This is a genomic window from Pseudanabaena sp. PCC 9330, from assembly GCF_055795045.1.
In genome coordinates, this window is record NZ_JAYFES010000108.1 from 101,044 (window position 1) to 125,224 (window position 24,181).

The 24,181-nt window shown below is 59.2% G+C and carries 18 protein-coding genes and 1 pseudogene; 13 read left to right on the top strand and 6 right to left on the bottom strand.

Translation table 11 applies throughout. The annotated features are described in order from the left end of the window. Nucleotides 1–36: 36 nt before the first annotated feature. Nucleotides 37–1,743, bottom strand: a complete 1,707-nt coding sequence (locus tag AC0QKW_RS15420; RefSeq protein WP_473151965.1) for an FAD-dependent oxidoreductase — start codon at nucleotides 1,741–1,743, stop codon at nucleotides 37–39. 847 nt (nucleotides 1,744–2,590) lie between these two features. On the opposite strand from AC0QKW_RS15420, the pseudogene AC0QKW_RS15425 reads away from it, so the two are divergent. Then, nucleotides 2,591–2,794, top strand: a pseudogene (locus tag AC0QKW_RS15425) (HetP family heterocyst commitment protein); the annotation flags it as partial. 262 nt (nucleotides 2,795–3,056) lie between these two features. Here the strand turns inward: AC0QKW_RS15425 and AC0QKW_RS15430 are convergent. Beyond that, nucleotides 3,057–3,632 carry a YdcF family protein gene (locus AC0QKW_RS15430; RefSeq protein WP_473151966.1) on the bottom strand — a complete coding sequence of 192 codons (576 nt, stop codon included), beginning with the start codon at nucleotides 3,630–3,632 and terminating at the stop codon, nucleotides 3,057–3,059. A 29-nt stretch (nucleotides 3,633–3,661) separates the two neighbouring features. Next, nucleotides 3,662–4,420 carry a peptidylprolyl isomerase gene (locus AC0QKW_RS15435; protein WP_473151967.1) on the bottom strand — a complete coding sequence of 253 codons (759 nt, stop codon included), beginning with the start codon at nucleotides 4,418–4,420 and terminating at the stop codon, nucleotides 3,662–3,664. Between the two features lie 446 nt (nucleotides 4,421–4,866). Here AC0QKW_RS15435 and AC0QKW_RS15440 point away from each other — a divergent pair, with 446 nt between their 5' ends. Then, complete coding sequence (locus AC0QKW_RS15440) at nucleotides 4,867–5,712, top strand: hypothetical protein (protein WP_473151968.1); 846 nt, start codon at nucleotides 4,867–4,869, stop codon at nucleotides 5,710–5,712. Between the two features lie 22 nt (nucleotides 5,713–5,734). Here AC0QKW_RS15440 and AC0QKW_RS15445 read toward each other — a convergent pair whose 3' ends face one another. From AC0QKW_RS15445 to AC0QKW_RS15455, 3 genes are all read right to left on the bottom strand, one after another. Further along, nucleotides 5,735–6,820: an SLBB domain-containing protein gene (locus AC0QKW_RS15445; RefSeq protein ID WP_473151969.1), complete on the bottom strand. Its 1,086-nt coding sequence runs from the start codon at nucleotides 6,818–6,820 to the stop codon at nucleotides 5,735–5,737. A gap of 120 nt (nucleotides 6,821–6,940) precedes the next feature. Then, on the bottom strand, nucleotides 6,941–8,944 hold the full coding sequence (locus AC0QKW_RS15450) for a polysaccharide biosynthesis protein (protein WP_473151970.1): 2,004 nt from the start codon (nucleotides 8,942–8,944) through the stop codon (nucleotides 6,941–6,943). Between the two features lie 226 nt (nucleotides 8,945–9,170). Beyond that, nucleotides 9,171–9,323 carry a hypothetical protein gene (locus tag AC0QKW_RS15455; RefSeq protein WP_473151971.1) on the bottom strand — a complete coding sequence of 51 codons (153 nt, stop codon included), beginning with the start codon at nucleotides 9,321–9,323 and terminating at the stop codon, nucleotides 9,171–9,173. 415 nt (nucleotides 9,324–9,738) lie between these two features. Here AC0QKW_RS15455 and AC0QKW_RS15460 point away from each other — a divergent pair, with 415 nt between their 5' ends. The 11 genes from AC0QKW_RS15460 to AC0QKW_RS15510 all read left to right on the top strand — a co-directional run bounded on the left by AC0QKW_RS15460 (nucleotide 9,739) and on the right by AC0QKW_RS15510 (nucleotide 24,178). Beyond that, nucleotides 9,739–10,743, top strand: a complete 1,005-nt coding sequence (locus AC0QKW_RS15460) for an NAD-dependent epimerase (protein ID WP_473152050.1) — start codon at nucleotides 9,739–9,741, stop codon at nucleotides 10,741–10,743. A gap of 228 nt (nucleotides 10,744–10,971) precedes the next feature. Then, nucleotides 10,972–13,155, top strand: a complete 2,184-nt coding sequence (locus AC0QKW_RS15465) for a GumC family protein (protein ID WP_473151972.1) — start codon at nucleotides 10,972–10,974, stop codon at nucleotides 13,153–13,155. Nucleotides 13,156–13,158: 3 nt separating this feature from the next. Next, complete coding sequence (locus AC0QKW_RS15470; protein WP_473151973.1) at nucleotides 13,159–14,508, top strand: flippase; 1,350 nt, start codon at nucleotides 13,159–13,161, stop codon at nucleotides 14,506–14,508. Then, the gene (locus AC0QKW_RS15475; protein WP_473151974.1) at nucleotides 14,508–15,785 is read left to right on the top strand and encodes a glycosyltransferase family 4 protein; all 1,278 of its coding nucleotides are present in this window, start codon (nucleotides 14,508–14,510) and stop codon (nucleotides 15,783–15,785) included. Before AC0QKW_RS15470 ends, AC0QKW_RS15475 begins: the two co-directional genes overlap by 1 nt. A 29-nt stretch (nucleotides 15,786–15,814) precedes the next feature. Next, on the top strand, nucleotides 15,815–17,290 hold the full coding sequence (locus AC0QKW_RS15480; protein WP_473151975.1) for an O-antigen polymerase: 1,476 nt from the start codon (nucleotides 15,815–15,817) through the stop codon (nucleotides 17,288–17,290). 281 nt (nucleotides 17,291–17,571) lie between these two features. Next, entirely contained in the window at nucleotides 17,572–18,033 is a 462-nt protein-coding gene (locus AC0QKW_RS15485; protein ID WP_473151976.1) for an Hsp20/alpha crystallin family protein, read from the top strand. 67 nt (nucleotides 18,034–18,100) lie between these two features. After that, nucleotides 18,101–18,865 (top strand): photosystem reaction center subunit H, encoded by a 765-nt coding sequence (locus tag AC0QKW_RS15490; RefSeq protein WP_473151977.1) that lies wholly within the window; start codon nucleotides 18,101–18,103, stop codon nucleotides 18,863–18,865. A gap of 21 nt (nucleotides 18,866–18,886) precedes the next feature. After that, on the top strand, nucleotides 18,887–19,555 hold the full coding sequence (locus tag AC0QKW_RS15495; protein ID WP_473151978.1) for a phosphoribosyltransferase: 669 nt from the start codon (nucleotides 18,887–18,889) through the stop codon (nucleotides 19,553–19,555). A gap of 292 nt (nucleotides 19,556–19,847) precedes the next feature. Then, complete coding sequence (locus AC0QKW_RS15500; protein WP_473151979.1) at nucleotides 19,848–21,173, top strand: OmpP1/FadL family transporter; 1,326 nt, start codon at nucleotides 19,848–19,850, stop codon at nucleotides 21,171–21,173. Nucleotides 21,174–21,723: 550 nt separating this feature from the next. Next, a complete protein-coding gene (locus AC0QKW_RS15505; RefSeq protein WP_473151980.1) occupies nucleotides 21,724–22,815 on the top strand; it encodes a glycosyltransferase in 1,092 nt (363 codons plus the stop codon). Nucleotides 22,816–22,828: 13 nt separating this feature from the next. After that, a complete protein-coding gene (locus tag AC0QKW_RS15510; protein ID WP_473151981.1) occupies nucleotides 22,829–24,178 on the top strand; it encodes a glycosyltransferase family 4 protein in 1,350 nt (449 codons plus the stop codon). The last annotated feature ends 3 nt before the right edge of the window (nucleotides 24,179–24,181 follow it).

Below are 24,181 nucleotides of genomic sequence, written 5' to 3' on the forward strand. Positions count from 1 at the left end.
GGATGGGTGATGAGGGGGTTGTGGGGAGAGAGGCGGTTATGGGGAGGTGCCTTGGGTGCGCAGTGACCTGGGAGAAGCCGTCTGGGGTTGGCTTTGCCGATCTGGCGAGGCTGGGATGGCCGGGTCTGGCACCGGGGTAGAGCGGGCGATTTTGGGCAGCACAGCCGTTTGCAGGTGGTGGGCCAGCCGCAGAGCCAGGGCGACCAGCGTCAGGGTGGGGTTTGCATGCCCCCCGGTAGGAAACACCGAGCTACCGGTGATGTAGAGGTTGCTCAGGCCGTGGACGCAGCCGTCGGGGTCGACCACCGATCGCCGGGGGTTTAAGCCCATGCGGGTGGTGCCCATGTGGTGGGAGGCATCGGTCAGCCCCGGCCAAGCCGTGGCGGGGTCAATGTCGGGGGTGACTAGATCGCCCAGCCCTAGCTGTTGCAGATGGCTGGCCACCTGGCGATGTAGGCGTAGCAGATCATCCTTTTCCTGGGTGGTAACGCGCAGATCGACCTGAAGTCGGGGGCTGCCCAGAGCGTCGCGATCGCGGCTCAGGCTTACCCGGCTGTCGCGGTTGGGGGCGTGCTCAAAGTGGTTAAACACGTCGATATGAGGGTAGGGAATGGGCCGATTGAGAGTGCGGCAGAGAAAGTACTCGCCAATTTGGCCCAGGTGGGGGGCCACCTGGCGCAGGTCTTGTCTACGAATTTCGTGGAACCGCAGGCGCTTGGCCCGGCTGCACACCCACTGCCAGGTCTGGCGCGCCTCGGGCAGCCCGGCAGGAAAGCCCGGCAGCAGTTGAAGGTAGTGGTTGAGCACCTGTAACTGGCGCTGCTGGGCATCGCTCAGCCGCAGCCCCAGTTGCCCAGAGCCTCTAGCAATGGGGGCATAGTCGAGCACAGCGGGCGATCGCAGCAGGTCAGCGCGGGGATAGATCCGCCCGAGCAAAATTTTGGGGTGCTCCATATAGTAGCGGCCCACTACGTCGTAGGGGTTGCCCAGCCCTTGGGGGCAGTGGCGCGACGAGGCCAGCAGCAGGCGAGCATTTTCCCAGCCGCCGCAGGCCAAAATGAACACCTTAGCCCGCACCCGAAAGCGATCGCCCCCCAGGGTGACCCCATGGATCTGCGCGATGGTGGTACCCGCCGGGTTAGGCTCCAGTTCAGTCACATTGGCCTGGAGATAAATGCGCAGGTTGGAGGCTGCCGCTAGCTGCCGCCGGTAGACCCGCCCCATTTTGATGGGCGATCGCCCCATCAGCGCCACCTCAGGCACCACCGCCTCGCCGTAGAGCTCCTGGGCCAGCGGCCCCAACAGCCTGGACTGCCAGCGCTCAGGGCTAAAGTAGTCATAGTCGGGCAGCCGCAACACCCTGGCCGCCTGGCGATAAAAAGGCTCTAGCGCCTGTTTGTCAAAGGGCCAACCGCTGTCGCTCACCCAGTCTCGCGCTTCAAAATCAATAGCGTTGAGGGGAATGCAGCGCCCGCCCCAGGTGTTGGTTGAGCCACCAAAATAGCGATTGCGCGACACATAGCCCTGCTCCAGGCGCAGGGGGTGCCCCACAGTGTCAACGTCGTAGAGGGCCTGGGTGGCTCCATCGCTCTTCAGCCCGCCGCTCTCTAGCACGACGACGCTGTAGCGGCTGTCGATCAACTCACGGGCCAGGGCCAGCCCGGCCGCCCCCGCCCCCACAATACAGACATCTGCCTCGATAGCGGTCTGGGGGGCAACGGTGGAGATATCCAGAATCGTCATCGGTCTAAGCCTTGAGGGTTGAGCACACCGGGCGGTGAAAACCCCCTAGGCTATCAGCCCAACGCCTGAGGTATCTACCCGACCGCTGCAGCTTCAACCTAGCCCCATCGCCACCCGAGATCTGGCCAAACTGCCTATCTCCAATGCACCGCGATTGGTCAATGGTTGACTATGTTCAAACTGGGCGGCTTAATTGCGCTGAAGCTGGCCGTCGCCGCCGCTAGTTGGCCATGCGGGTGCGCCGATTTCTGGAAGTTCTATCTATAGAAAGTCAACTCAAATCAAGTTTTGTGACACATTCGTTACCAGCCCTTCTTTGCCTCACAACTTCTTCACGACGAAGGCGTTAAGACTTAACTCATCGCTGGGTTTAAGTCTTGTTCTCAGCCAGCCGCTATATTCTCGAAAAACTCAATGATAAAGCAGCTTTTTCTCAATGTTTCTCAACGGGGCAAAGGTCATGGGTGGGTCAAAACGATTGCTAATCAGCCTTTTTATATCTACTGCGTTGGCTCTCTTGGCAGTTTCAGGCGATTACAAAGATGCTCTTTTGCTCTGATCCAGCCAGCCCGCAAAATTCCTCGTGGGAAGAGAAACTTTGAAGCGCTTCCGGCTCCCCTTTCATTTCTGGGAGAGGGGCTGGGAATGTAGCTTGCTTCCCGCCGGGTGGGCCGCGAGGCCTTTGTAATCGACTAAGCTTCACCATTTTTGACGAGGCTGAATTACCCAAACTGCGATCTGCCTCACCTAAAGGCTAGTCGGTTAACGGTTTGACCAACCTTGTGTATTTTGATCATCCTTTTTTACTTTGACTTAAACCCATTTTTTAATAGCTTTGGAGGTTTTCATGCCGCATTCTTTTACTGATTCTCAGAGCCTGTGCGGGCAACTTGATCGAGCTATGACAGCTGAGCAGTTTGACCAGGTTGTAACCGCTATTCTAAACGGTAAATATTCTTGGGCCTGCGTCTTGATTTTGCGCTGTGCGGGCTATAACCCAGCCCACTATTTGCCCTACCGCACCTATAAACGATTAATTAAAGAAAATCGTCTCCGCCCGTCGGTCGAGCCTCAGGTTGACCATCTCGCTGACCCACTGCACCAATCTGAATCCCCCCTGTGTTTAGCCCGCTCAAGGTAAGGGGCTCAATGCCGTTAGCTAGGTGGATCGCTTTCTGCAGGCAATGCTGCGCTGTGGAATAGCGATGGCGATCGCGCTTAGGCTATTGGCCGCTACCGGTGATAAACCTTGGAACAGCGCCATGGCTACACCACGCCCCTTCCAAAAATTCAACCCTTTAGACGGCCACCCCCTAGCGAGGATTGAAGCTGGCTCCGGTTTTGCCGGTTGCCAGCCACAGCAGCGATCGCAGCCCGTCGCGCAGGGTGCGTAGGGGTGACTCAGGACGGCGATCGGGGGCAGCGATGACGACGGGGGTGACCACTATGCCACGGCTGCCAAACACAATGGCAGCGATGGTGCGAGAACGCTGCATGTGGTAATCAGAGGTGACCAGGTAGACGTGTTGAATGCGGCGATCGGTGAGGTCATCTAGGGTGCAGGTAAAGTTGGTGACCGTGTCGGTAGCGCAGTGGTCGTAGTAGACCCGGCCTGGTTCTACCCCCGCCTGCCGAAAAATCGCCTCGTTGAGCGGCTGCCCGGCTGGGTTACCCGACACCCACACCGGCAGGGTAGGGTACTGCTGAGCCAGCTCGGCCCCCAGGCGTACCCGGCTGGTTTGCCCTTCTAGCACCAATATCGCCTGGGGTATCGGTGCCTGGCGCTGGGCCAAGGTGATTTGCAGAGTCAGCCAACCTCCCAGGGTCAGCCCCACCAGCCCCCCGCCAATCAACCCATACATTCTCCACCGCTGCCAGCTGCGTCCCATGCCTGATCATCTTATAGGTGTGGCGTTAGCTACTCCTGGGGTGGCTCCGCCGGGGGGCTGACCAGGTAGGCCTCGATCTGCCCTGTCATCCAGTCTTGAAACAGCTGATCGAGCATGTCGTTGCGGAGGGCGGCGCTTAGGTCAGAGGGAACCACGTCGTCTATCCAAAAGAGTTCGTAAACATCGTTCGCTGTTTTAATGGGGCCAATGAGTTCGCCATTTTTGGCGCTGAACAAGAGCTCAGCCAATTCTGGTGACAGGTCGCGTCGCTGTAGATGGCCTTCGTAGCCGCAGCGCAGCCGTCGGCCCTTATCGATATCATAGACGTGGGCAGCTTCAAAGAAGCTGATTTCTTCTTCTTCAATTTGATAAAAAATTTCCTGGGCCAGATGCTCGTAGGGCACGACCAATTTATAGAGCACAATGTGATCAAAGCTGTGGCGCTGTTGGGCAAAACGAGATTCAATTTGCTCTGCAAACAGGTGGCGCATTACTTTTTGAGCTAGTAGAGTAGCGCTCACTGACTCTTGCAGGTCGGCTAGGGTGGCCCGGCGATCGCGCAGCCAGGCCATGAGGCTGGCAGGGTGATCAAACCCCTGCTGGTAGCGAATGCTATCGATTTCCATTTGGATTTCTTCTGGCGTTACGCCGATGCCATGCTCTAGGGCCACTTGACGGACAATCTTTTGCTCAATAATTTCTTGATAAATATCGGCAAGCCGAAAATTTTTTCTCAAAAAATTAACGACCTCTTGGGAGCTTAAAGATATATCGAGAACGTTGGCCATAGACCTTGTTTCCCACAATTAATCTGTTGATAGGCTACGCAGGCAACTTGGCCAGAAATATATCGGTTGCAGTTAAGGATCAAAATCACTTGTTTTAGGTGCTGAATGAGAAGTATAAAAGAAGTTTTTGAAATTATACTGCCATCTTGCCTTTATTGATAGACTCGCTGCGCTTTTGTTCAGCCTTGAGTCTGGAGATTAGAACACTGGAGAGAACATTGACAACCTCCCCAGACCTCTGGGGAGGTTGTTAGAGTCGGGGCAATCGTCTAACCTTTATTCAGAGAGAAACTAGAGCTGGGACGGGGGCATTTTCTTCATCATTACCTCACTAAAAAACCGAGAACTTATTCGCATTCTTAATCGATCTGTAGAGCTATATTTTCAATGCTTGGTAGGCTAGGGTCAGCAGGAATACTGCTCTATATCTACCTAAGGGCAATGCTATGAAGGGTGATCTATCGTGCCAGGTAAAAGAAGCGCTGTTGCCGCCTGGATACAGCTTTCGTCGCTCGGCACGTCGAACCGCTATTGCGGCCAAAGACTTGATCGCCACAGAGCTGATCCACAGTCTGCTCCAGGGGGGCGAGGGGGTGCAGTGCTACAGCGTCGACCTGGGAGATCCCATTGTGCAGTACGCCCCAGATCTGCCTCTCCCTAGGGCCGGTGGCCCCGCTGCCGACCTGTATCTGGTGGCGGCGGGGGCGGTGCGCCTACTAGGCGAAAACCCTCGACTGCAAAGAACGGTTTCGGTGGCTAAGCTGGGGCCTGGGCAAGGGTTTGGGGGCGAGGGCCAGAGCTTTTCTCGGGGGGGCGATCGCCGTTTTTGGGTTTCCCCCCTGCCCTACCGGGCCAGAGCCGCTGCCCCCAGCCAAATTGTGCGCATTTCGGCTGCCGCCCTTGGGGGTATTGTCGATCGCTGGCCGGCTCTGGCTAGCCCACTGCATCGACAATTCCATCTGCGATCGCAGCTCGCCTTTTTCAAGCTGTGCACCCCCCTGGGCGCGGTGCCCAGCACCGTTCTCAACCGTCAACTGCTGCCCCGGCTGATTGAGCACCCCCTCCAGGCCGGTACCCCCCTGACCCAGCATTCTCTGGCGCTCACCGATTGCCTGTGGCTACGCCAGGGCATGCTCGTAGATGCCGCCGACCCCCAGCGGGTGCTGGTCATGGGCGATCGCTGGAGCTACTCCGATTCCGCTGACGGCGACTGGGTAGCCGAGACCGACAGCCTGCTGTACCGTCTGCCGCTGGCCCCCTGGGAGATCGAGGAGCGGCGACGGTTTGAGTGATGGGGCACAAGCGCCTACTCTCCTAGAAAAAGAAAAAGAACGGGAAAATTTTGCCGATGGTGTCGAGCACGCCGTTGAAGGAGTCAGAAAACTGGGCATTGCCCGATCGCCCGACGATGATCACATCGTTGGCGTAGAGAATGGGGTTGGTGGCTTCGTTGATGCCCTGGGTAAAGTCTACCGGCACCTGCCGCTGGGAGACGCTGCCGTCGGGGTTGAGGCGCACCAGCTGCACCGAGCCGGTTTGGGCACGGCTGTTGTCAAAGCCGCCTGCGGCCAGCAGCGCCTGGTTGAGGGGCGTGTTGGGAGGCACTTCCACCGTGCCGGGGCGGGGCACTTCGCCCACCACATTGACGCGGACAATGGCAGGCGAAAAGCTAGCGCTGGCTAGACTTTGGGCCTCGGTAGGGTCGATGGCGGTGGTGGCGGGCACCCAAATGCTGTCGCCATCTCGCAGAAGAATATCCTGGGCCAGATCGCCGCTTTGCAACAGCGCCCAGAGATCGACGTCGAGGGTGCCAGAGGCATTGACCGCCCGCTGGCGCTCGACCTGCACCTGGCGCACGTTGGCAAACTGGGTAATGCCCCCGGCCAGCTGCAGCGCCTGGGTGAGGGAAGGCCAGCGGGCATCGGGGTCGCTGCCGGGGGCCTCGGTAAAGGGCACCACGTAGGTGCCAGGTCGGTTGACGGCCCCAGCCACGCTGACCCGCAGCGGGCGCGGGCTGACCAGGGTGAGCGTGACCAGCGGGTCGTAGAGGTGGCGATCGTAGGCGGCGGCGATCGCTCCAGCAGCTTCGGCCAGGGTCAACCCCTGCACCGGCACACCGCCCACCCAGTTGAGGTGTACCGACCCATCGATCAGCACCTGCCGTTCGCCGCTGTGCTCAGGCACCTCAAAGATATCGACCAAGACGCGATCGCCCGCCCCCAGCAGATAGGTCTCGGTGGAGATAGCGGCGGCTATGGGGGCGGACGCCGCTAGGGCAGGAGCCGGTGGATCAGACTCTGTTGGGGCTGTGGCCATCGGCGGCGGCGAAGCCAGCGCCCCGCCCATCACCAGGGTGAGGCCCAGCGACAAAACGCTGGGCCGCCAAACTTGCTTGATCATCGGTAAACCTGGCATCGTCAGCGATCTCCTAAACAATATGGGCAAGACAACACAGACACGGCTGCAGAACAGAGATTGGCCTGGCTGAGCAGGAGCGGAGGGAAACCCGTCTCATTCGATCTAGGCAATTTTGTCGAAGTTGCCCGTCAGCATCTGTACCGGGCGGCTGTCAGAGGCTGGGCGGCTGGGGCGCTGGGCCAGCACCGGGGCCGGCTCGGGCGATACCGGGGGCACCGGGTACTGGGGTCTAAACCCTGGCACTAGCTGCTCTAGCAAAAAGGTGATTTCTACCGGGTCGTGGCGCAGGGCAGCGCGGCCCAGGGCTCGTACCAGACGATCGAGGTGGGTGGGCACCGATCGCCCGCCGTTGGTGACAATAAACAGCTTTTGGTGGCGGGTGGCCGTGTACTGCTCACCGCCGATAAACAGCTCCTCGTAGAGTTTTTCGCCGGGGCGCAGGCCGGTAAACACAATATCCATGGTCTTGCCCAGCTCGTAGCCCGACAGGTGAATCAGCTCCTTAGCCAGATCCACAATTTTGACCGGCTGGCCCATGTCGAGCATGAAGATTTCGCCACCCTGGCCCATGGTGGCCGCCTGCAACACCAGCTGCACCGCCTCGGGGATGGTCATAAAGTAGCGGCAAATGTCGGGGTGGGTGACGGTAATTGGGCCGCCCTCGGCGATCTGCCGCTTGAAGGTGGGCACCACGCTGCCCCGACTGCCCAGCACATTGCCAAAGCGCACCACTTCGTAGCGTCTGCCGCTCTGCTGAGCCGCTTGCAGCACCAGCATTTCGGCCACCCGCTTGCTGGCCCCCATGATGTTGGTGGGGTTGACCGCCTTGTCGGTAGAGATCATGACAAAGTGCTCGACCTCGTAGCGCTGGGCCAGGGTGACCAGGTTTTGGGTGCCCATAATGTTGTTGGTGACCGCCTCTGGAGCGTTGGCCTCCATCATGGGCACGTGCTTGTGGGCGGCGGCGTGGAACACCATTTGAGGGCGGTACTGAACAAAGCCCTGCTCTAGCCGGTGGCGAAAGCGAATGTCGGCAATAAAGGGCGAAATTTTGGTGGAGGCCGCGCTGTCGGCTTTGACGATCTTTTCTAGCTCCTGCTGAATGGTGAAGATCGAGTTTTCGCCGTGGCCCACCAGCACCAGCTCGGCGGGGCGACACTGGAGCAGTTGGCGGCACAGCTCGCTGCCGATGGAGCCTCCCGCCCCGGTGACCAGCACTCGCTTGCCCTGCACCAGGCGGATCACCTGGTCGACCTCCATCTGCACGGGCTCGCGGCGCAGCAGGTCTTCGATCTGCACATCGCGCACTCGGCCCACTGACACGCGCCCGTTGAGAATTTCGTGAATGCCGGGCAGCGTGCTGGTCTGCACTCCGGCCTGCTGGCAGATTTCCAGGGTTTCGCGAATGATCGGGCCGGGCACCGTGGGCATGGCGATAATCACGCGGCGAATGTGCTGCGATCGCACCAGTTCAGGGATTTGGCGGCGGTGGCCCGCCACCGGCAGCCCGCGAATGCGCAGGTGCAGTTTGGCGGGGTCATCGTCTACAAAGGCAACCGGGCGCAGACCCAGGGAAGGGTTGCGCTGCATCTCCTGCACCAATGAGACTCCGGCACTGCCTGCCCCCACCACCAGCACGCGATCGCGGCGAAAGAAGGTGCGCCGCGACTGGTTAAGCCGCTCCACGGCGCGAATTCTAAACCGCAGTGCCCCCACCAGCAAAAAGCCGAGGATGGCATCGAGCAGGGGCAGCGATCGCGGCAGCCCCGCCAGCAGCGCCCCACTGGGCTGGGCCAGCAGGGTAAAGCTGAGAGATTGCAGCACCATGGCGGCCACTGTCATCAGGGTGAGCTGTTGCAGCTCGTCAACGCTGGCGTAGCGCCAGCAGCGGCGGTACCCGCCAAAAATACCCAGTACCCCCAGCTTCACCCCGAGGCCGATCAGCGTATACCAAAGTATCTGAGGGTAGTAGATGTGCAGGTTAAGAACCCCGTCAAGCCGCAGGCCCAGGGCCAGCAGCGGAGATAGCAAAAAGAAAACCGTATCGGCCAGCAGTACGTGGCGATTGCGAAGATTAGGCCAGCGCCCCTTGAGCTGAATTAGCATTGTAATATTCTCCTGAGAGCCGTGATGTGCTGAACCCAGCCCAGAATCGAAGCTTGCTCATCAGCAATACTCCACAGCTAGGCTGGAGCTAAAACCGCCAAAGCTAATCGGTTAAGCAAAGTGAAATGGAGTAGTAATCGACATCTAAAGACGTGATCAATAGCGATTTATGGGAAATTCAAAGCGGTCAAATTTTCCATAGGGTTTCCAAGGAAAAACTTCTAATTTAAACAACGACTGCAACCATGGCAGCATGGGCAATATCCACTACCGAGAAAAGTGTTTTTGCGACCTTCTCTGCAAAAGTACTTGGGTGGAGTATTGCGTCGCCATGCCCCACCCAAATAGACAGCAGACCGATGAAGGCGTTGTTTTTCACAGCAGCATAGGCTACTTTTTTGGCCCCACTATGCCAAATTGCCAGGGTGCATGCCCCTTTTAAAAGCTATACCCTACGCCCCGCTGCCAGAGCGGGAGCGGGGCGTAGGGTATAGCTTGCTTCCCGCAGAGTGGGCTACAAACTAGAATGCACCCTATGGCGTCTGTGGGCCTGTCGGTAGATATGCAAACTTAGCGATGTCAATATTCTGTATTCAAAGCCGTCATAAAATTCCTGTTTTATGCGGTCTTAAATTTACATTTATACAAAGTTTGGCATTGGGCAAAATGGCCCTTTGTGACCTTTTCTGCTGGGCTAAAACTAATGATATGCCCAGTCTAAATTAGGGTCTCGCACTTCGGCATCAGGCAACACATTTTCCAGTGTGCAAGCAAACCTAGCCATTGAAATCATCATGCATATTTTAGTCACCGGGGCCGCCGGGTTTATTGGCTACCACGTGGCCTGTCGTCTGCTCGCCGATGGTCACCGGGTCTACGGCCTCGATAACCTTAACGACTACTACGACGTGACTCTCAAGCAGGCTCGCCTGGGCCAGCTACTGGCCTTTGAGCAATTTACCTTTGAGCCCTTAGATATCGCCGATGGACCTAGGCTCAAAGCCCTGCTGGCCCAGCAGAGCTTTGACGGGGTGGTGCATCTGGCAGCCCAGGCGGGGGTGCGCCACTCGCTCCACAACCCTCAGGCCTACGTCAACAGCAACCTGGTGGGGTTTGCCAATGTGCTAGAGGGCTGCCGCGATCGCATCCCCCATCTGATCTACGCCTCCTCTAGCTCGGTGTACGGGGCCAATGAAAAGGTGCCTTTTGCGGTGGGCGACCCGGTGGACCACCCCATTTCCTTCTACGCTGCCACCAAAAAAGCCAACGAGCTCATGGCCCACTCCTATAGCCACCTCTACCGCCTGCCGGTCACCGGGCTGCGATTTTTTACCGTCTACGGCCCCTGGGGGCGGCCCGATATGGCCTACTTCAAGTTTGTGCGGGCCATCGACCGGGGCGAGCCTATCGACATCTACAACCATGGCCACATGCAGCGCGACTTCACCTACATCGACGATGTGGTGGAGGGGGTGGTGCGTCTGCTGCACCGCCCGCCCCAGGCCTGGGGGCGCACTGCCCCCTACGCCCTCTACAACCTGGGCAACAACCAGCCCATGGCGCTGCTGACCTTTATCGAGCTGATCGAGCAGGAGATGGGGAAAATCGCCCAGAAAAATTGGCTGCCCATGCAGCCCGGTGACGTGCCCGCCACCTACGCCGACATTGACTCCCTCACCGAGGCCACAGGCTTTCGGCCTACCACTCCGCCCGAGGTTGGCATTCGTCGTTTTGTGCAGTGGTACCGGGCTTACTACCGCCAGGCCGTGCCCCTGGGCCAACGAGTGACCGCTGCCTAGGCAAACTGGCACCCTAGCGGCGATCGCCCTTGCTAGGGTAAGCCCAAAGATTTTTGACCGTGCATCTAAACCGATAGGGCCAAAACGGCAGGGCGATCAATCGCCGTTGGCAGCCCGTGGAATGGTGTATTGGCGGAGCACAGTCCTGGGGCACGGCCCCTGACCTGGGCCGCCGAATGCGCCCTACCGAATCGCTTTCTCATTCCTCACTCCTCACCCGCCACGCCCATGAACACCTCCTCCTATTGGCCTATACTCAAACGCCGCTGGTTACCGGCAACCGTGGTGTTTACCAGCGTCGTTGCCGGTACCGCCGCCGTTCTGGCGCTCCAGCCCGAGATCTATCAGGCAGAGGGCAAAATTCGCTTTACGGGGGCCGACAAGGCAGCGGTGCTGACCGGTGTGGGCGCTGGGGTCGGTGGATTTGACCCCACGGTGGAGTCAAACAACCCGATCACCACCGAGATGGAAACCATGCGCTCGGCCCCGGTGCTAGACACCGCCCTGGAGCGCATCAGCGCCTTTGCCCCCGCCGCCCAAGCGCCCCTCAGCCGGGGCGACCTAAAGCGCAACCTGAAGCTGACCAGCCCGCGCGGCACCGATATTTTGCTGATGGCCTACCGCGATGAAAATCCTGAGCTGGCCCAGGCCATTGTCGATACGGTGATGGCGGTGTACCTCGACCAGCACATTCAAGACAACCGAGCCGAGACCGTGGCCGCCCGCGAGTTTTTAGAGCGGGAGCTGCCGGGGGCCGAGGCCAGGGTAAAGGCGGCGGAAACCGCCCTGCGCCGCTTTCAAGAGACCTACCAGGTGGCCTCTCTGGAGGAGGAAAAGGGGGCGATGGTGATCGCTCGAGAAGAGCTGCGCCGCAGCATTGCCGATACCAACGCCGAGCTGGCCAATGCCAACGCTCAGACCCAGTCGTTTAGTCAGCAGTTGGGAATGACGCCGCAGCAGGCGATCGCCCTCACCGCCCTGAGCCAGTCGCCGGGAGTGCAGGATGTGCTGACCCAGTTTCAGGCCCTGGAGGCGCAGCTGGCCACCGAGCGAGGGCGCTACCGTGACGAAAGCCCCGTAATTGTCTCGCTGCTGCGCCGCCGCGACCACCTAGAAGCCCTGCTGAACGATCGCATTGCCGAAGCCCTAGGCAACCAGCCGGCCCCAGCCAAAGGCCAGCTCCAGGGGGGCGAGCTGCGAGCGGCCCTAGCTGGCGATCTGGCCCGCACCGAGGCTCTGCGCCAGGGCCTGAGTCAGCAGGTCAGTGCCCTGGCGGCGGCCCAAAATACCTACCAACAGCGGGCCGCCCAGCTGCCTTTTTTGGAGCAAGAGCAGCGAGAGCTGATGCGTCAGCTGGAGGCCGCTCAGGCCACCTATTCGCTACTGCTGGGGCGGCTGCACGAGGCCCGCGTCAGCGAAAACCAGAACGTAGGCAACGCCCGGATTATGCAGCCTGCGGTATTGCTCGATCAGCCTGTTTCCCCGCGTAAGGGGTCATTTTTGGCAACCGGAACGATGCTGGCGCTGGGTCTGGCGGGGCTGACGGCCCTGGGGCTAGAGTCGCGCGATCGCAAGATCAAAACGGCCACCGAAGCCAAAGACCGCTTTGGTCTCACCCTGCTGGGCATGATTCCTGACCATCGCTGGGGTAACGCGCTGCCCGGCGGCGACCATGGCGAGGTGGTGGTCGAGCAGGCCCCCAGCGGTGCGATCGCCGAAGCCTACCGCATGCTGCAAGCCAACCTCCGGTTTCTCAGCTCTGACCGCGCCATCAACACCGTGGTGATTACCAGCTCGGTGATTGGCGAGGGCAAATCGGTGGTGTCGGCCAACCTGGCCATGGCCCGCGCCCAGACCGGCCAGCGGGTGCTGCTGATCGATGCCGACATGCGCTGCCCCCGCCAGCACCAGATCTGGAATGTGGTCAACGACCGGGGCCTCAGCAATCTGCTGGTCGAGCAGATGCCGGTGCAGGGCATGATTAAAACTCCGGTAGAGCACCTCGACCTGCTGACCGCCGGGGTGATTCCCCCCAATCCGGCGGTGCTGCTCGACTCTCAACGCATGGTGGCCGTGCTAGCTGAGCTGGCCGCAGTCTACGACTTTATTGTCATCGACACCCCCGCCCTCAACATCGGCGTCGACGCCCTCGCCCTGGGGCAAATGGCCGACGGGGTGGTGCTGGTCACCCGCCCCGGCATCGTCGATATCGACAGCGCCGCCATGGCCAAAGAACGGCTCGAACAGGCCCGCCAGCCGGTGCTGGGCCAGGTGATCAATGGCATCTTGCCCCACCACGAGCCCCACAGCTACTTCTACTACGGCACCTACGGCGATCGCGTGGCAGACCGGCCAGCCGGTGAACCAGCCGCAGCGCCCGCCCGCGAACTGACCCCCAGCAGGCGCGCCTAACCCATGCTTAACCGGGTCGCAAAAATCTACGGCGGCGTTGATGGCGAAGTGCGCCAGGTGCTGAGCAACACCAGCTGGCTGTTTGTGGGCCGCAGCGCCCGCCTGCTGGTGAGCCTGCTGGTGGGTACCTGGGTGGCCCGCTACCTCAAGCCCGAGGGGTTTGGCAGCTTGCAGTATGCCCTGTCTTTTGTCAGCTTTTTTTCGCCGCTCTCGACGGTGCAGATGGGGCCAATTGTCACCCGCGACTTGGTGCGCCAGCCCGCCGAGGCCGGGGAAATTTTGGGCACTGCCGTCACCGTGCAGGTGGTGGGCGGACTGGCGGCGATCGCCCTCAGCATTTTGGGCATGGTGTGGCTGGCCCCCGATCAGCCCCTGGCGCAGCTGCTGGTGGCGATCGTTGCCTGCAAATATTTGTTTAACTCGCTCCAGCCCCTTGAGAACTGGTTTGAAGCTCAGATCGCCTCTAAGTACGCCGTCATCGCAGAACAGGGGGCCTTTTTACTCATTGTGGGACTGAAGATTGCTCTGGTGCTCAACCAGGCCTCCGTCACCGCCTTTGCCACCCTGATCGCCCTCGAAGCGCTGCTCTACGCGATGGGGCTGCTGCTGTTTTACCATCGCCAGGGGCAGCGATTTAGCGCCTGGCGCGCCAGCCTCAAACGGGCAGTTTACTTGTTCAAAGAGTCGTATCCGCTGGTGCTGTCGTCTACCGCCTGCGTGCTTTACATCAGCATTGACCAGGTGATGCTGGGTCACATGCTTGACAGCACCGCCGTCGGCATCTACGCCAGCGCGTCTAACCTTTCTGAAGCGACTTCATTTTTGCCGATCATTGTCTGCTCGTCGCTATTTCCCGGCATTGTCAAAGCCCAAGGGCAGCGGGGCGGCGGCTACCGGCGGCGGCTGCAAAACCTCTACGACCTCAACACCCTGATTGCCTACGGCCTGATTGTGGTGCTGATTCCCCTGTCGGGGGTGCTGATTTTGGGCCTCTATGGCCCCGCCTACCAGGCGGCCCTGCCCATTTTTGCGGTACATATCTGGAGCACTCTGTTTGCTTTTCTCGGCATCGCTCAAAGCAAGTGGATCGTGGCTGAAGGGCTGCAAATTTTCAACCTTTACTCACGCCTGGCCGGGTTGGCCACCAATATTTTGCTCAACCTGTGGCTGATTCCTCACTGGGGCGGCATGGGCGCGGCGGTGGCCACGCTGATCTCCTATGCGATCGGCGGCTATCTGTTTTTCTGGCTGATTCCCCAAACCCGCCCCAACACTCGCCTGATGACTAAGGCGCTGGTTGCCCCGCTGCGGCTGCTGATGGGGCGACATTCCTTTACCGGAGGGCGATTGTAATGGCGGATGCTGGCTCTGGTGCGTCTTTTCTCCCCAGAATTTTGCTGGTCTCTGGGGTATATCCCCCGGCGGGGGGCGGGCCATCGCTGCAAACCAAGCACCTGGCCCAGGGGTTGATGGCTCGGGGCCTAGCCGTGCAGGTGGTGACCTATGGTGACCCAGCGGCCAGCGGCCACCTAGATGGGGTGCCCGTGCAGTTTCTCGACGGCGGCCAGCGGGCTTCGCTGGGGGGCAAGCTCGGGCGCAATCTGGAGGTGGGCCGCGATTTAGACCGCATCATTCGTCAGTTTTGCCCTAGCGTGATCCACATGCAGACGGCGGCGGGTAACCTGGCGCTGATCACGGGCTGGCTGGCCCGCTGGCATCGGGTGCCGGCGCTGATTAAATACACCGCTGATCTGGTGCAGCAAAATGCCACCCTGCAAGATTTCTCTGCCTCCAGTGGGTGGCAAAGGCGGCTGACCCAAGGGCTCAACCGCTTGAGCACCGAGGCGTTTCAGCGGCTGCTGTTTGCGCTGTACAGCTGTATTTGGGCCACCACGCCTCGGTTTCAGCAGCGCCTGGCGCAGCACTATGGCGTGGCCACCAGCAAAATCGTGCTGCTGCCAAACTTCATCGATCTGCAGCCCTTTGTGGCGATCGCGCGCCACCGCCCCACGCCCCAGCCCTCGGCCCCGCTCGAACTGCTCACCGTGGCTCGGTTGTTTCCGGTCAAGGGGCTAGACCTGTACCTGCGCGCCCTGGCCCAGCTGCCAGATTTGCCCCTGCGAGCGCGGATTGTGGGTAGTGGATCTGAGACCTACCGGCAGCAGCTGCTGGCCCTGGTAGATGAGCTCGGCCTAGGCGATCGCGTCGAGCTGAGCGGAGCCATTAACCCCGAGGCGATCGCTTCGGCCTACGCCACCGCCGACCTATTTGTGTTGCCGAGCCGCCACGAGCCCTTTGGCATTGTGCTGATTGAGGCGATGGCGGCGGGGCTGCCGATTATTGCGACCGAGGTAGATGGCATTCCTCAAGTGGTGGAGGCGGGGGTGTCTGCCCTGCTGGTGCCGCCAGAAAATGTGGATCGCCTGGCGATCGCCCTTCGCACCCTGGCAACCGATTCTAATCGCCGCCTGGCGCTGGCCCACGCCGGTCAGCACCGCGCCCAAAGCTTTGGCCTAGAGCTAGGGATTCAGGGCTGCCTATCTATCTACGCAAAGCTCAGCCTACGCCCTGGGGAAAGCCTCGCCCTAGGCTCCGGGGCCATGGCCCCAGAACACCTTCACCTAGGCTGACGCCGCCAACCTATCCCCTGCATACCGCCATGAACGATCTGTCTTTAGCCTCTCAGCCCCGCGCGCTAGACATGGGTGGGTCGCCCTTTGTGCCCATGACCGTGGCCCACCGGGTGCTGACCGGGGTGGTGCTGATCGGCACGCTGTTTGCCATTGGCCTCTACCAAATTTTTAACCCATCGGGCAATGGCGAAATGGCGGGAGCCTTTGCGGCGCTGATCGCCAACTTTGCGCTGCTGCTAGCGCCGGTAATCTTCTACCAGCCTGGCTTTGGCTGGTTTCATCCGCTGATCTTTGGGCTGTTTTTTACCTACCTCGACCACCTGCGCCGCATCGATGTGTATCTCAGCGGGTTGCAGTGGCATGCCGCCCTGCCCGGCTGGAGCACCGAAAGCCTCACCGCTTTGCTGAGCCAAGAACTGCTGCTGCAAGGGCTAGGGCTGGTGGCCTGGTACGGGGGCTATGTGCTGTCCCCGGCGCTGCCCGCCCCCGCCGTGCAGTTTCATCGGCCCCGCCATCTGGCGGCCAAGGTGAGCGGGGCGGTGCTATTTTCGGCGGCGCTGTTTGCGGCCTATATGCAGAGCCGGGGGGGCATTCTCAGCCACATTTTGTCGTGGGGGGCGGGGCGCAACGAGGCGCTGGCCGGGGCTTTTTACTGGCAGTTTTTTACCCAGCTGGGGCTGATTGGCTGCCTCAGCTGGCTGGTGATAGACCCGCGATCGACGGTGCGACCCCTGTTTTGGGGCTGCACCGTCACTAGTCTGATGATGACCTACCTGACGGGCGGCTCTCGCTCTAGCGTGATCTATTTCATGATTATGGGGGTGCTGGCCTGGCTGCTGCGCGAGCGCAAGATGGCCGTCATGCGGCTGGTGGCGATCGCGCTGGCGGGTCTGTTTTTGATGGGCATTTTGGGCAATCTGCGGGCCAGCACCTACGGCGGCACCATCGACTGGAACGTGCTGAGGGGCGGGGTGCCCGCCGAGTCAACCACGGGCGAGTCGGCTCTGACCAGCGGGCTGAGCGAGGTGTCGCAGCGCACCAGCGTCTACGCTGGGGTGTTTCCCATTTTGGGGCTGGTGCCCGATCAGGTCGATTTCATTCACGGCAGCTCGTACCTGGCGGTGCTCACCCTGCCGGTACCTCGGGTTCTGTGGCCTGAAAAGCCGGGCCTGGTGGCCGGTAGGGTCGGCGAGGCGTTTTTTGATATGCCCGTGGGCATGCCGCCGGGGGCCGTGGGCGAAGCCTACTGGAATTTTGGCGTGCCGGGGGTGGCGATCGCCTTCTTTTTGTTTGGCATTTTTACCCGCTGGCTGACCGACAGTTTTCGCACCTATGCTGACCAGCCAGCGGCCATTGTGCTGTACGTGATCACGCTGTTTTTATTGGCAGAGCCCTCGGGCCTCAGCATCATTGCCTGGTTGATGATGCTGGTGCCCGCCGTAGCTTTTTTGATGGCGATCGGGGCGATGACCCTGGGGCGATCGCCAAGTCGTCAATTCTAGGAGATCTTCTAGATCTATTGCACCCCTAAGAGCGTTGCTGTAGGCGGTAAGAAAGGGTGGTAGAGCTTAATTTTGGCCAGGGTTTAGTTCTGTTTCTCTTCACAAAAAATTCACGAAATCGATCTACGATCAAATTAGAAGGCTAGTGCATTAACGTACGGTTATCAGCTACGAATCAAGCCTCAATGTACGGTCTTCTAAACAGCGATCGGTCGGTGATGAGCTAGCTCTTCAGTAGTCAATCATCGCCCTCATCGTTATTTATCCATGGAGGAAAAAGTATGGCTATTATGCAACGCGACTCCCTCGATGAACTTACCCGTTGGGAACCGTTTAGAGGTATTGAACGGCTGCATCAAGAAATGAACCACCTGTTTGATCGCCTCATGCCCGATGGCGACGGGCGATCGATCACCTTCATGCCCTCTGCTGAGATGAAAGAAACCGATCAGGCGATTCATCTCAAGCTCGAAGTTCCCGGTATGGAAGCTCAGGATCTAGACGTAGAAGTGACCGAATCAACGGTGTCGGTTAAGGGCGAGCGCAAGTCCGAGTCTAAAACCGAAGAAAAAGGCGTCGTGCGATCGGAGTTTCACTACGGCACGTTTGAGCGGGTAATTCCGCTGCCGACCTCGATTAAAACCGGCGAGGTGCAGGCTGAGTACAAAAATGGCATGCTGCATCTCACCCTGCCCAAGGTTGAGTCAGCGCCTCAGTCAGTTGTGAAGGTCAACATTAGCTAGGCCATCTGGCGACTGAGTTAGATCTGCCCTGCCCCCTGTTCTAGGGGGCAGGTATCTGGAGGAACCTATGCTTACCGTGGTGCGACACAGCCAGATTCATGGGTTGATGGCTATTGATGGGGCCACCATTTCAAACCTGGGTGAGATCGAGGCGGTGTGGCTAGACAACACGGGCCATGTGGCCTATCTGTCGGGCCGCGAGGGCTATTTGCCCCTCGATCAGGTGGCCGATATTAACCAGCAGGCGCTGTCGACCTATGGTCGGCTGCTGCTCGAAGCCCCAGACCACCTACAGCCGCTACACGAGCTGCGGGTACAGTCGTTTTGGGGTGACTTGCTGGGCTGGGTTGACGATTTTCTCTTTGACTGGCAAACGGGCGAAATCGCCGCCTACGTGCTGGCCGGGCGCAGCGTTGAGCCCCTGGGCGAGCACGCGGTGTTTTATCCCGAAGATGTGGAAGAACTGGCCCCTGACTACCTGCGGCTGAAAGAAGATGCCTACGCAGACTTGCAGCCCGAATCGGAGGGTTTGAAGGACTTTTTGAGCGAACAACCGGAGCCAGTGCAGTACCTGGTGGGCATTATGCGCCACCGTCTGTATCCACTGCTGCTGCCCCAGGATGGCCCCGACGCAGTGCGGGTTAAGGTCGAAGATGCCCGTGAGGAACTGGCAGCCTCAGGAGAGCACGACCTCACCGCTCTGCAGGCCGCTACCACCCTGCTGCACAACCAGTGGGAGAGTTTGCTGCACAGCCTGCGAGACTCTGGCCAGCGGGCTAGAACGGCTCTGGCCTCGGCCCGCCAGCACCTGCTGGGTCAATCCCAGGCGTGATGGTTGCCGAGGAGACCAACCATGCATACCCACTACGCCCGATTTAAAGACCGAACCGACGCCGGACAGCAGCTCGCCGCTCGGCTCCAGCCCTACGCCCAGCGCTCTGATGTGCTAGTGCTGGGGCTGCCCCGAGGCGGTGTGCCCATTGCCGACGAGGTGGCGCAGGCTCTGGGGGTGCCCTGGGATATTTGCCTGGTGCGTAAGCTGGGGGTGCCTGGCCATCGAGAGCTGGCCATGGGGGCGATCGCCTCAAATGGCGTGCGGGTGCTCAACTACGAGGTCTTGAGCTGGCTGAATATTTCGGGCCGCACCATCGATGCCGTCGCGGCCCGCGAGCTAAAAGAATTGCAGCGCCGCGATCGCGTCTACCGAGGCGATCGCCCCCCGCCCGAGATGCGCGATCGCACCGTTATTTTGGTCGATGACGGCATGGCCACCGGGTTGACAATGCAGGCGGTAATCGCGGTGATCAAACCCCAGCATCCGGCCCGGTTAGTCGTGGCCGTGCCCGTGGCCCCGCCCTCCACCTGCGCCACCCTCAAAACTCAGGTCGATGAGGTGGTGTGCCTGCTCACCCCCAACGACCTCTACTCCATCAGCCTCTGGTACGACGACTTTGCCCAACTCACCGACGACCAAGTCTGTACGCTGATCTCGCAGTCGTCCCTGCCCGGCGTGACGCCCTAGGCCTAGACCCTGGGGTGCGAGGTAGGTCGGGCTATGAGGCAAATTGGCAAGAAGTTTTAGCTTCGATCTTGATAATGTCTAAAAGCTAGAGCTATGCCGTCGGTAACCAGTTTTATAGCTCTAAACCCTAGAGCAGCAGTCAATTTGAGACGCGCTCAAATGATTTGAATTTTAGAACTGGTGAAATATTTTGCCAATAGATATTGGCCATAAATAAGTCTGAGAAAGCGACAAAAAGTTTGGCCTTAAACCTGATAAGTTGCTTTGGAATCCTATTCTTAGGAGAATTGCTATGGATCATACTTTTAAGTCCAAGCTATATGTCCTTAGCTTGTTTGTTGGCAGTATTTGTATCCTTGCTCATGCCAGCGATAAAGCATTAGCCGGTGGATTGGACTATGCGCCACTGGCTAATCCTGTAAACCCAGCAGGCAGTCAAGGCGCTTCTGGATTAGATAATGCCTCAGCAGTATTTTATAATCCTGCTGCTATCATGCGCTTTGATGGCAGCCAATTAGTGATTCGCTCAGATGTAACCATTCTCAATCCTAGCTTTACTGACAAAGGCTCTGAATTAATACCAGGCTTGCCCTTGTCAGGAGGTGGTGCATCTGCACGCGCAGAAGTTTTAGTGCCCAGCTTTCACGGCACCTGGCGAATTTCAGATGATGTTGCAGTTGGCTTAAGCGTTGACAATGACTTTGGTTTAGCAACACTTTATCCTAACGATTGGGCTGGTCGCTATCAAGCCATCGAATCTCGACTTTCAACTCTGAATATTAACCCTGCGATTGGGTTTCAAGTTACTGATAATCTATCTGCCGGAGTAGGTGTTAATCTGCAATACTCCACCACTGTTTTGTCAAACGCTATCGATTTTGGCTCTTTGATTGCATTGGCTGGCTTTCCACCTTCGCCTCAACAGCTTGATGGCTTGGTTAAAGTATCAGGTGAAGACTGGAGCTGGGGATGGAATGCAGGCCTTCTTTACCAGCCAACAGATACTACCCGCATTGGCTTAACCTATCGCTCTGCTGTGAGCCATAACCTAAGCGGCAATGCAGATTTTACTGTTCCTGACGCAGCGATCGGTCTGACATCTACAGGCGTTTTTACTGATACAGGTGTGACCACCAGCCTAGATTTACCTGATATTGTTTCTTTAGGTATTTACCATCAGATAAGTTCAAACTTTGGCATGGCTGGCCAGGTTGACTGGACAAACTGGAGTCGCTACTCAGAGACTAGGGTTAATTTTGCCAACGCCGCCCAGCCCGATCTGGTAGAAACTCAGAACTGGCAAGATACTTTTCGGTTTTCCCTTGGCGCAGTCTATGATCCCTCGGAGCAATGGAGACTCAGGTTCGGACTTGCCTATGATCCTTCTCCTGTAAAAGCTGAGTTTATCAGCCCTCGAATTCCGAGCGGTGATGGAATTCTACTTGATTTGGGAGCGACCTACCGACCAATTGAAAATCTAGGGATAACAGCTCGTTGGCTACATATCTTTATTGCTGGATTTGATATCAATCGCACAGTCCCTGGGGCAGGAACACTGACAGGTAGCTATACCAATAGCAGTGATACTTTCAGCTTAATGATGGAGTGGGGCTTTTGATGACAGCGAAATCACCTTGGCGTTTTTGAAATAAGACTAGGTCCTGCTTAGTTGCCCCTAATTCAGAAGGGCGCATGGCATATAGCCTCTGGCTCGGCTACGCCTATGCCCCTACAGTTTGGCCTTTTTGGGCTCGGGGTTATGGGATTCGGATTTGGTATAATCTCTTGTTTAAGTAGACTTTGAAAAAGCTTCCAGAGCCTTAGCCTTTGATTCTTGAGATTTCTATCTTTTCCTGGATCAAGGATTCACACAAGATCTAAGATAATCTAATTTATTCATCCAGGAATAATCCTGGAAAGACACAGAGCGTGTCTTTTTTCTTGACCTTTAGGCGGCAAAGTGGCATGTAATGCGGCTGGGTTCACGCAACAATTTAATCAGATTGTTGCTCTTCAGCAATGGCATGAAAATGATCAATCTCCCGCTGCCGGGACTGTCTATGAAGGCAATTGATGTCTCCGCTTCCAGTCGATCCTCTGATCAGAATCAGTCCGGCAAACTAAAGCTTTTATTTTTTACCGCTTCCCTGGGCAACGGGGGAGCAGAAATGCATTTTTTACGGCTGATCAATGCCCTCGATCGCCAGCAGTTTGAGCCAGCGATCGCACTGGCTCAGCTGGGCGGCAGTTACGAGGCGGCCCTCGACCCCAGCGTGCCGGTGTTTAGCTTAAATCCGCCCAGGATCCGCTCTAGCACGCTGCGCATGGTGCGGGCGATTCAGCCACTGCGCCGCCTGATACAGGCCCAGCGGCCCGATGTGGTCTGCGCCGCCCTTGACCACGCCAACCTGGCGGCGATCGCGGCCTGTCGAGGGCTGCCCCACCGCCCCAAGCTGCTGGTGTGTGCCCAAAACTCGCCCCTCAGTCAGTACCACCGTTCCTGGCACCCGCTCGATCGCGCCATGCTGCGGCTGCTGGCCCGCCAGCTGGCTGAGGCAGACGGGCTGATTGCACTCTCGGAGGGGGTAGCAGCGGAGTTTGCCTCGCTGATGCCGCCGCCCCAGCCCCCCATCCACGTGATCTATAACGCTGGCGTAGATGACCGGGTGACCACGGGCGCGATCGCCCCCCTGCTAGACGCCGATCTGCCCCTGCCGCGCCCGCTGATCGTCGCCTGCGGGCGGCTGTGCGAGCAAAAGGGCTTTACCTACCTGCTTGACGCGCTGGCCCAGGTGCGGCAGACCACGCCCGCCCACCTGTGGATTGTGGGCGAGGGGCCGCTGCGCCCCCGGCTAGAGCGGCAGATTCAGCGATTGGGTCTGGGCGACGCCGTGCGGCTGCTGGGCTTTCGGCCCAACCCCTACCAGCTGATGGCGGCGGCGGATGTGTTTGTGCTGTCGTCGGTGTACGAAGGCTTTGGCAACGTGGTGGCCGAGGCCTTGGCCTGCGGCGTGCCGGTGGTCTCGACCGACTGCCCCCACGGCCCCGCCGAAATCTTAGAGAACGGCGAAACAGGGGTGCTGGTACCCCCGCGCGATGCCGCCGCTTTAGCCGTGGGCATTTTGCGCGTGCTCCAAGAGCCCGATCTGAGGGCTCAGCTGGTGGCGCGGGGCCGGGTGCGATCGCAGCAGTTTTGTGCTGATGCGATCGCCCGCCAGTACGCCAAAATCTTTTGCCATGGGCTGCAACCGTTGACCTAACTCAAGTATCACCATGCCATCTCTAAAATCTATGCCATTGGCTCCCAGCCCTGTGCCTCAGCCCGTGGCAGCCCCCCTGCGAGTGCTCTACTACCTGGCCTACTACCAACGCATGGCCGGGGCCAACCGGGTGCTGTTTGAGCTGATTACTCATCTGCCCAGTCACATCACACCGCTGGTGGTGCTAGCCGGAGAAGGCCGCGCCGCCGACGTCTACCGAGAAGCTGGTCTTGAGGTCGAAGTGTTACCTCCCGGCAGACATCTCAACCAGTTTGGCAAGGCCATGCTGAGCTGGTCGACCTGGAAACGCGCCCAGGTAGCGATGACCGAGCTATTGCCCTACACCTGGCAGTGCCTGGCGCTGATGCAGGCGTGGCAGCCCGATCTAGTCCATGTCGATGGGGGCCGAGGCAGCCTGATGATTGGCGCAGCGGCAAAGCTGTGGGGCTGTCCGGTGGTGGGGCACATGCACGGCCAGCTGCCCTTTGCGGGCATTTCTCACACCTATTTTGAATGGGTCTCAAGCCGCATTGTCACCGTGTGCGACGCCATTCAATCTGACCTGACCCCCGCGGGCCGAGCCAAAGCTACCACCATCTACAACAGCGTGCGGCCCAGCCTGGCACCCGGCCAACCCAGCGCTTGGCTCAAGGCGCTCAAGCAGGAGGGCAAGCTAGTGGTGAGCTGTTTTGCCTCGGTGGTGCCCTTTAAAGGCCATCACCACCTGCTAGAGGCGATCGCCGAGCTAAACCGCCGGGGCTGGGCCGATCGCCTGGTGGTGCTCTGCGTGGGCGATATTGAAGCCGAATATCAACACCACGCCGACTGGCTAATGCAGCGGCGGCAGGCGCTGCACCTGCACAATGTCACGTTTACCGGGTGGCAGTCGAATCCGTTTGGGTTTTATCAGCTGGCCGACATTGAGGTACTGCCCTCGGTCAGCTACGAGCGGCTCGACTACGGCGATTTTGAGACCGGTGCCCACCCCGAGGGGACTGCTGATGCTGGCCTGCCGCAGGCGATGCGCCCCGCCCATCGCATCGTTGAGGTGGGCGGCAATGAAGGCTTCCCCACCACTCATCTAGAGGCCATGGCCTTTGGCCTGCCCATTGTCGGCACCGATATCGCAGGCGTGCGCGAACAGGTTAACCACGGCGTCAATGGTCTGGTGGTGCCCCCCAGCGACCCGATCGCCCTGGCCGACGCCCTCGAAACCTTGCTCAAAGATGGGGATCTGCGATCGCAGATGGGTCAAGCCGGGCGCGATCGCGTCCAGCGCGACTTCTCCACCACGGCCCATGTCACCGCCATGGTCAACCTCTACCAAGACCTGCTTCCCCATACCCAGCAGAGCCGCCCCTAACCC

Excerpts from the sequence above, each read along its gene's own strand:
- AC0QKW_RS15420 (WP_473151965.1), bottom strand. The coding sequence starts at position 1,743 with ATGACGATTCTGGATATCTCCACCGTTGCCCCCCAGACCGCTATCGAG.
- AC0QKW_RS15430 (WP_473151966.1), bottom strand. The coding sequence starts at position 3,632 with ATGGGACGCAGCTGGCAGCGGTGGAGAATGTATGGGTTGATTGGCGGG.
- AC0QKW_RS15435 (WP_473151967.1), bottom strand. The coding sequence starts at position 4,420 with ATGGCCAACGTTCTCGATATATCTTTAAGCTCCCAAGAGGTCGTTAAT.
- AC0QKW_RS15440 (WP_473151968.1), top strand. The coding sequence starts at position 4,867 with ATGAAGGGTGATCTATCGTGCCAGGTAAAAGAAGCGCTGTTGCCGCCT.
- AC0QKW_RS15445 (WP_473151969.1), bottom strand. The coding sequence starts at position 6,820 with ATGATCAAGCAAGTTTGGCGGCCCAGCGTTTTGTCGCTGGGCCTCACC.
- AC0QKW_RS15450 (WP_473151970.1), bottom strand. The coding sequence starts at position 8,944 with ATGCTAATTCAGCTCAAGGGGCGCTGGCCTAATCTTCGCAATCGCCAC.
- AC0QKW_RS15460 (WP_473152050.1), top strand. The coding sequence starts at position 9,739 with ATGCATATTTTAGTCACCGGGGCCGCCGGGTTTATTGGCTACCACGTG.
- AC0QKW_RS15465 (WP_473151972.1), top strand. The coding sequence starts at position 10,972 with ATGAACACCTCCTCCTATTGGCCTATACTCAAACGCCGCTGGTTACCG.
- AC0QKW_RS15470 (WP_473151973.1), top strand. The coding sequence starts at position 13,159 with ATGCTTAACCGGGTCGCAAAAATCTACGGCGGCGTTGATGGCGAAGTG.
- AC0QKW_RS15475 (WP_473151974.1), top strand. The coding sequence starts at position 14,508 with ATGGCGGATGCTGGCTCTGGTGCGTCTTTTCTCCCCAGAATTTTGCTG.
- AC0QKW_RS15480 (WP_473151975.1), top strand. The coding sequence starts at position 15,815 with ATGAACGATCTGTCTTTAGCCTCTCAGCCCCGCGCGCTAGACATGGGT.
- AC0QKW_RS15485 (WP_473151976.1), top strand. The coding sequence starts at position 17,572 with ATGGCTATTATGCAACGCGACTCCCTCGATGAACTTACCCGTTGGGAA.
- AC0QKW_RS15490 (WP_473151977.1), top strand. The coding sequence starts at position 18,101 with ATGCTTACCGTGGTGCGACACAGCCAGATTCATGGGTTGATGGCTATT.
- AC0QKW_RS15495 (WP_473151978.1), top strand. The coding sequence starts at position 18,887 with ATGCATACCCACTACGCCCGATTTAAAGACCGAACCGACGCCGGACAG.
- AC0QKW_RS15500 (WP_473151979.1), top strand. The coding sequence starts at position 19,848 with ATGGATCATACTTTTAAGTCCAAGCTATATGTCCTTAGCTTGTTTGTT.
- AC0QKW_RS15505 (WP_473151980.1), top strand. The coding sequence starts at position 21,724 with ATGCATTTTTTACGGCTGATCAATGCCCTCGATCGCCAGCAGTTTGAG.
- AC0QKW_RS15510 (WP_473151981.1), top strand. The coding sequence starts at position 22,829 with ATGCCATCTCTAAAATCTATGCCATTGGCTCCCAGCCCTGTGCCTCAG.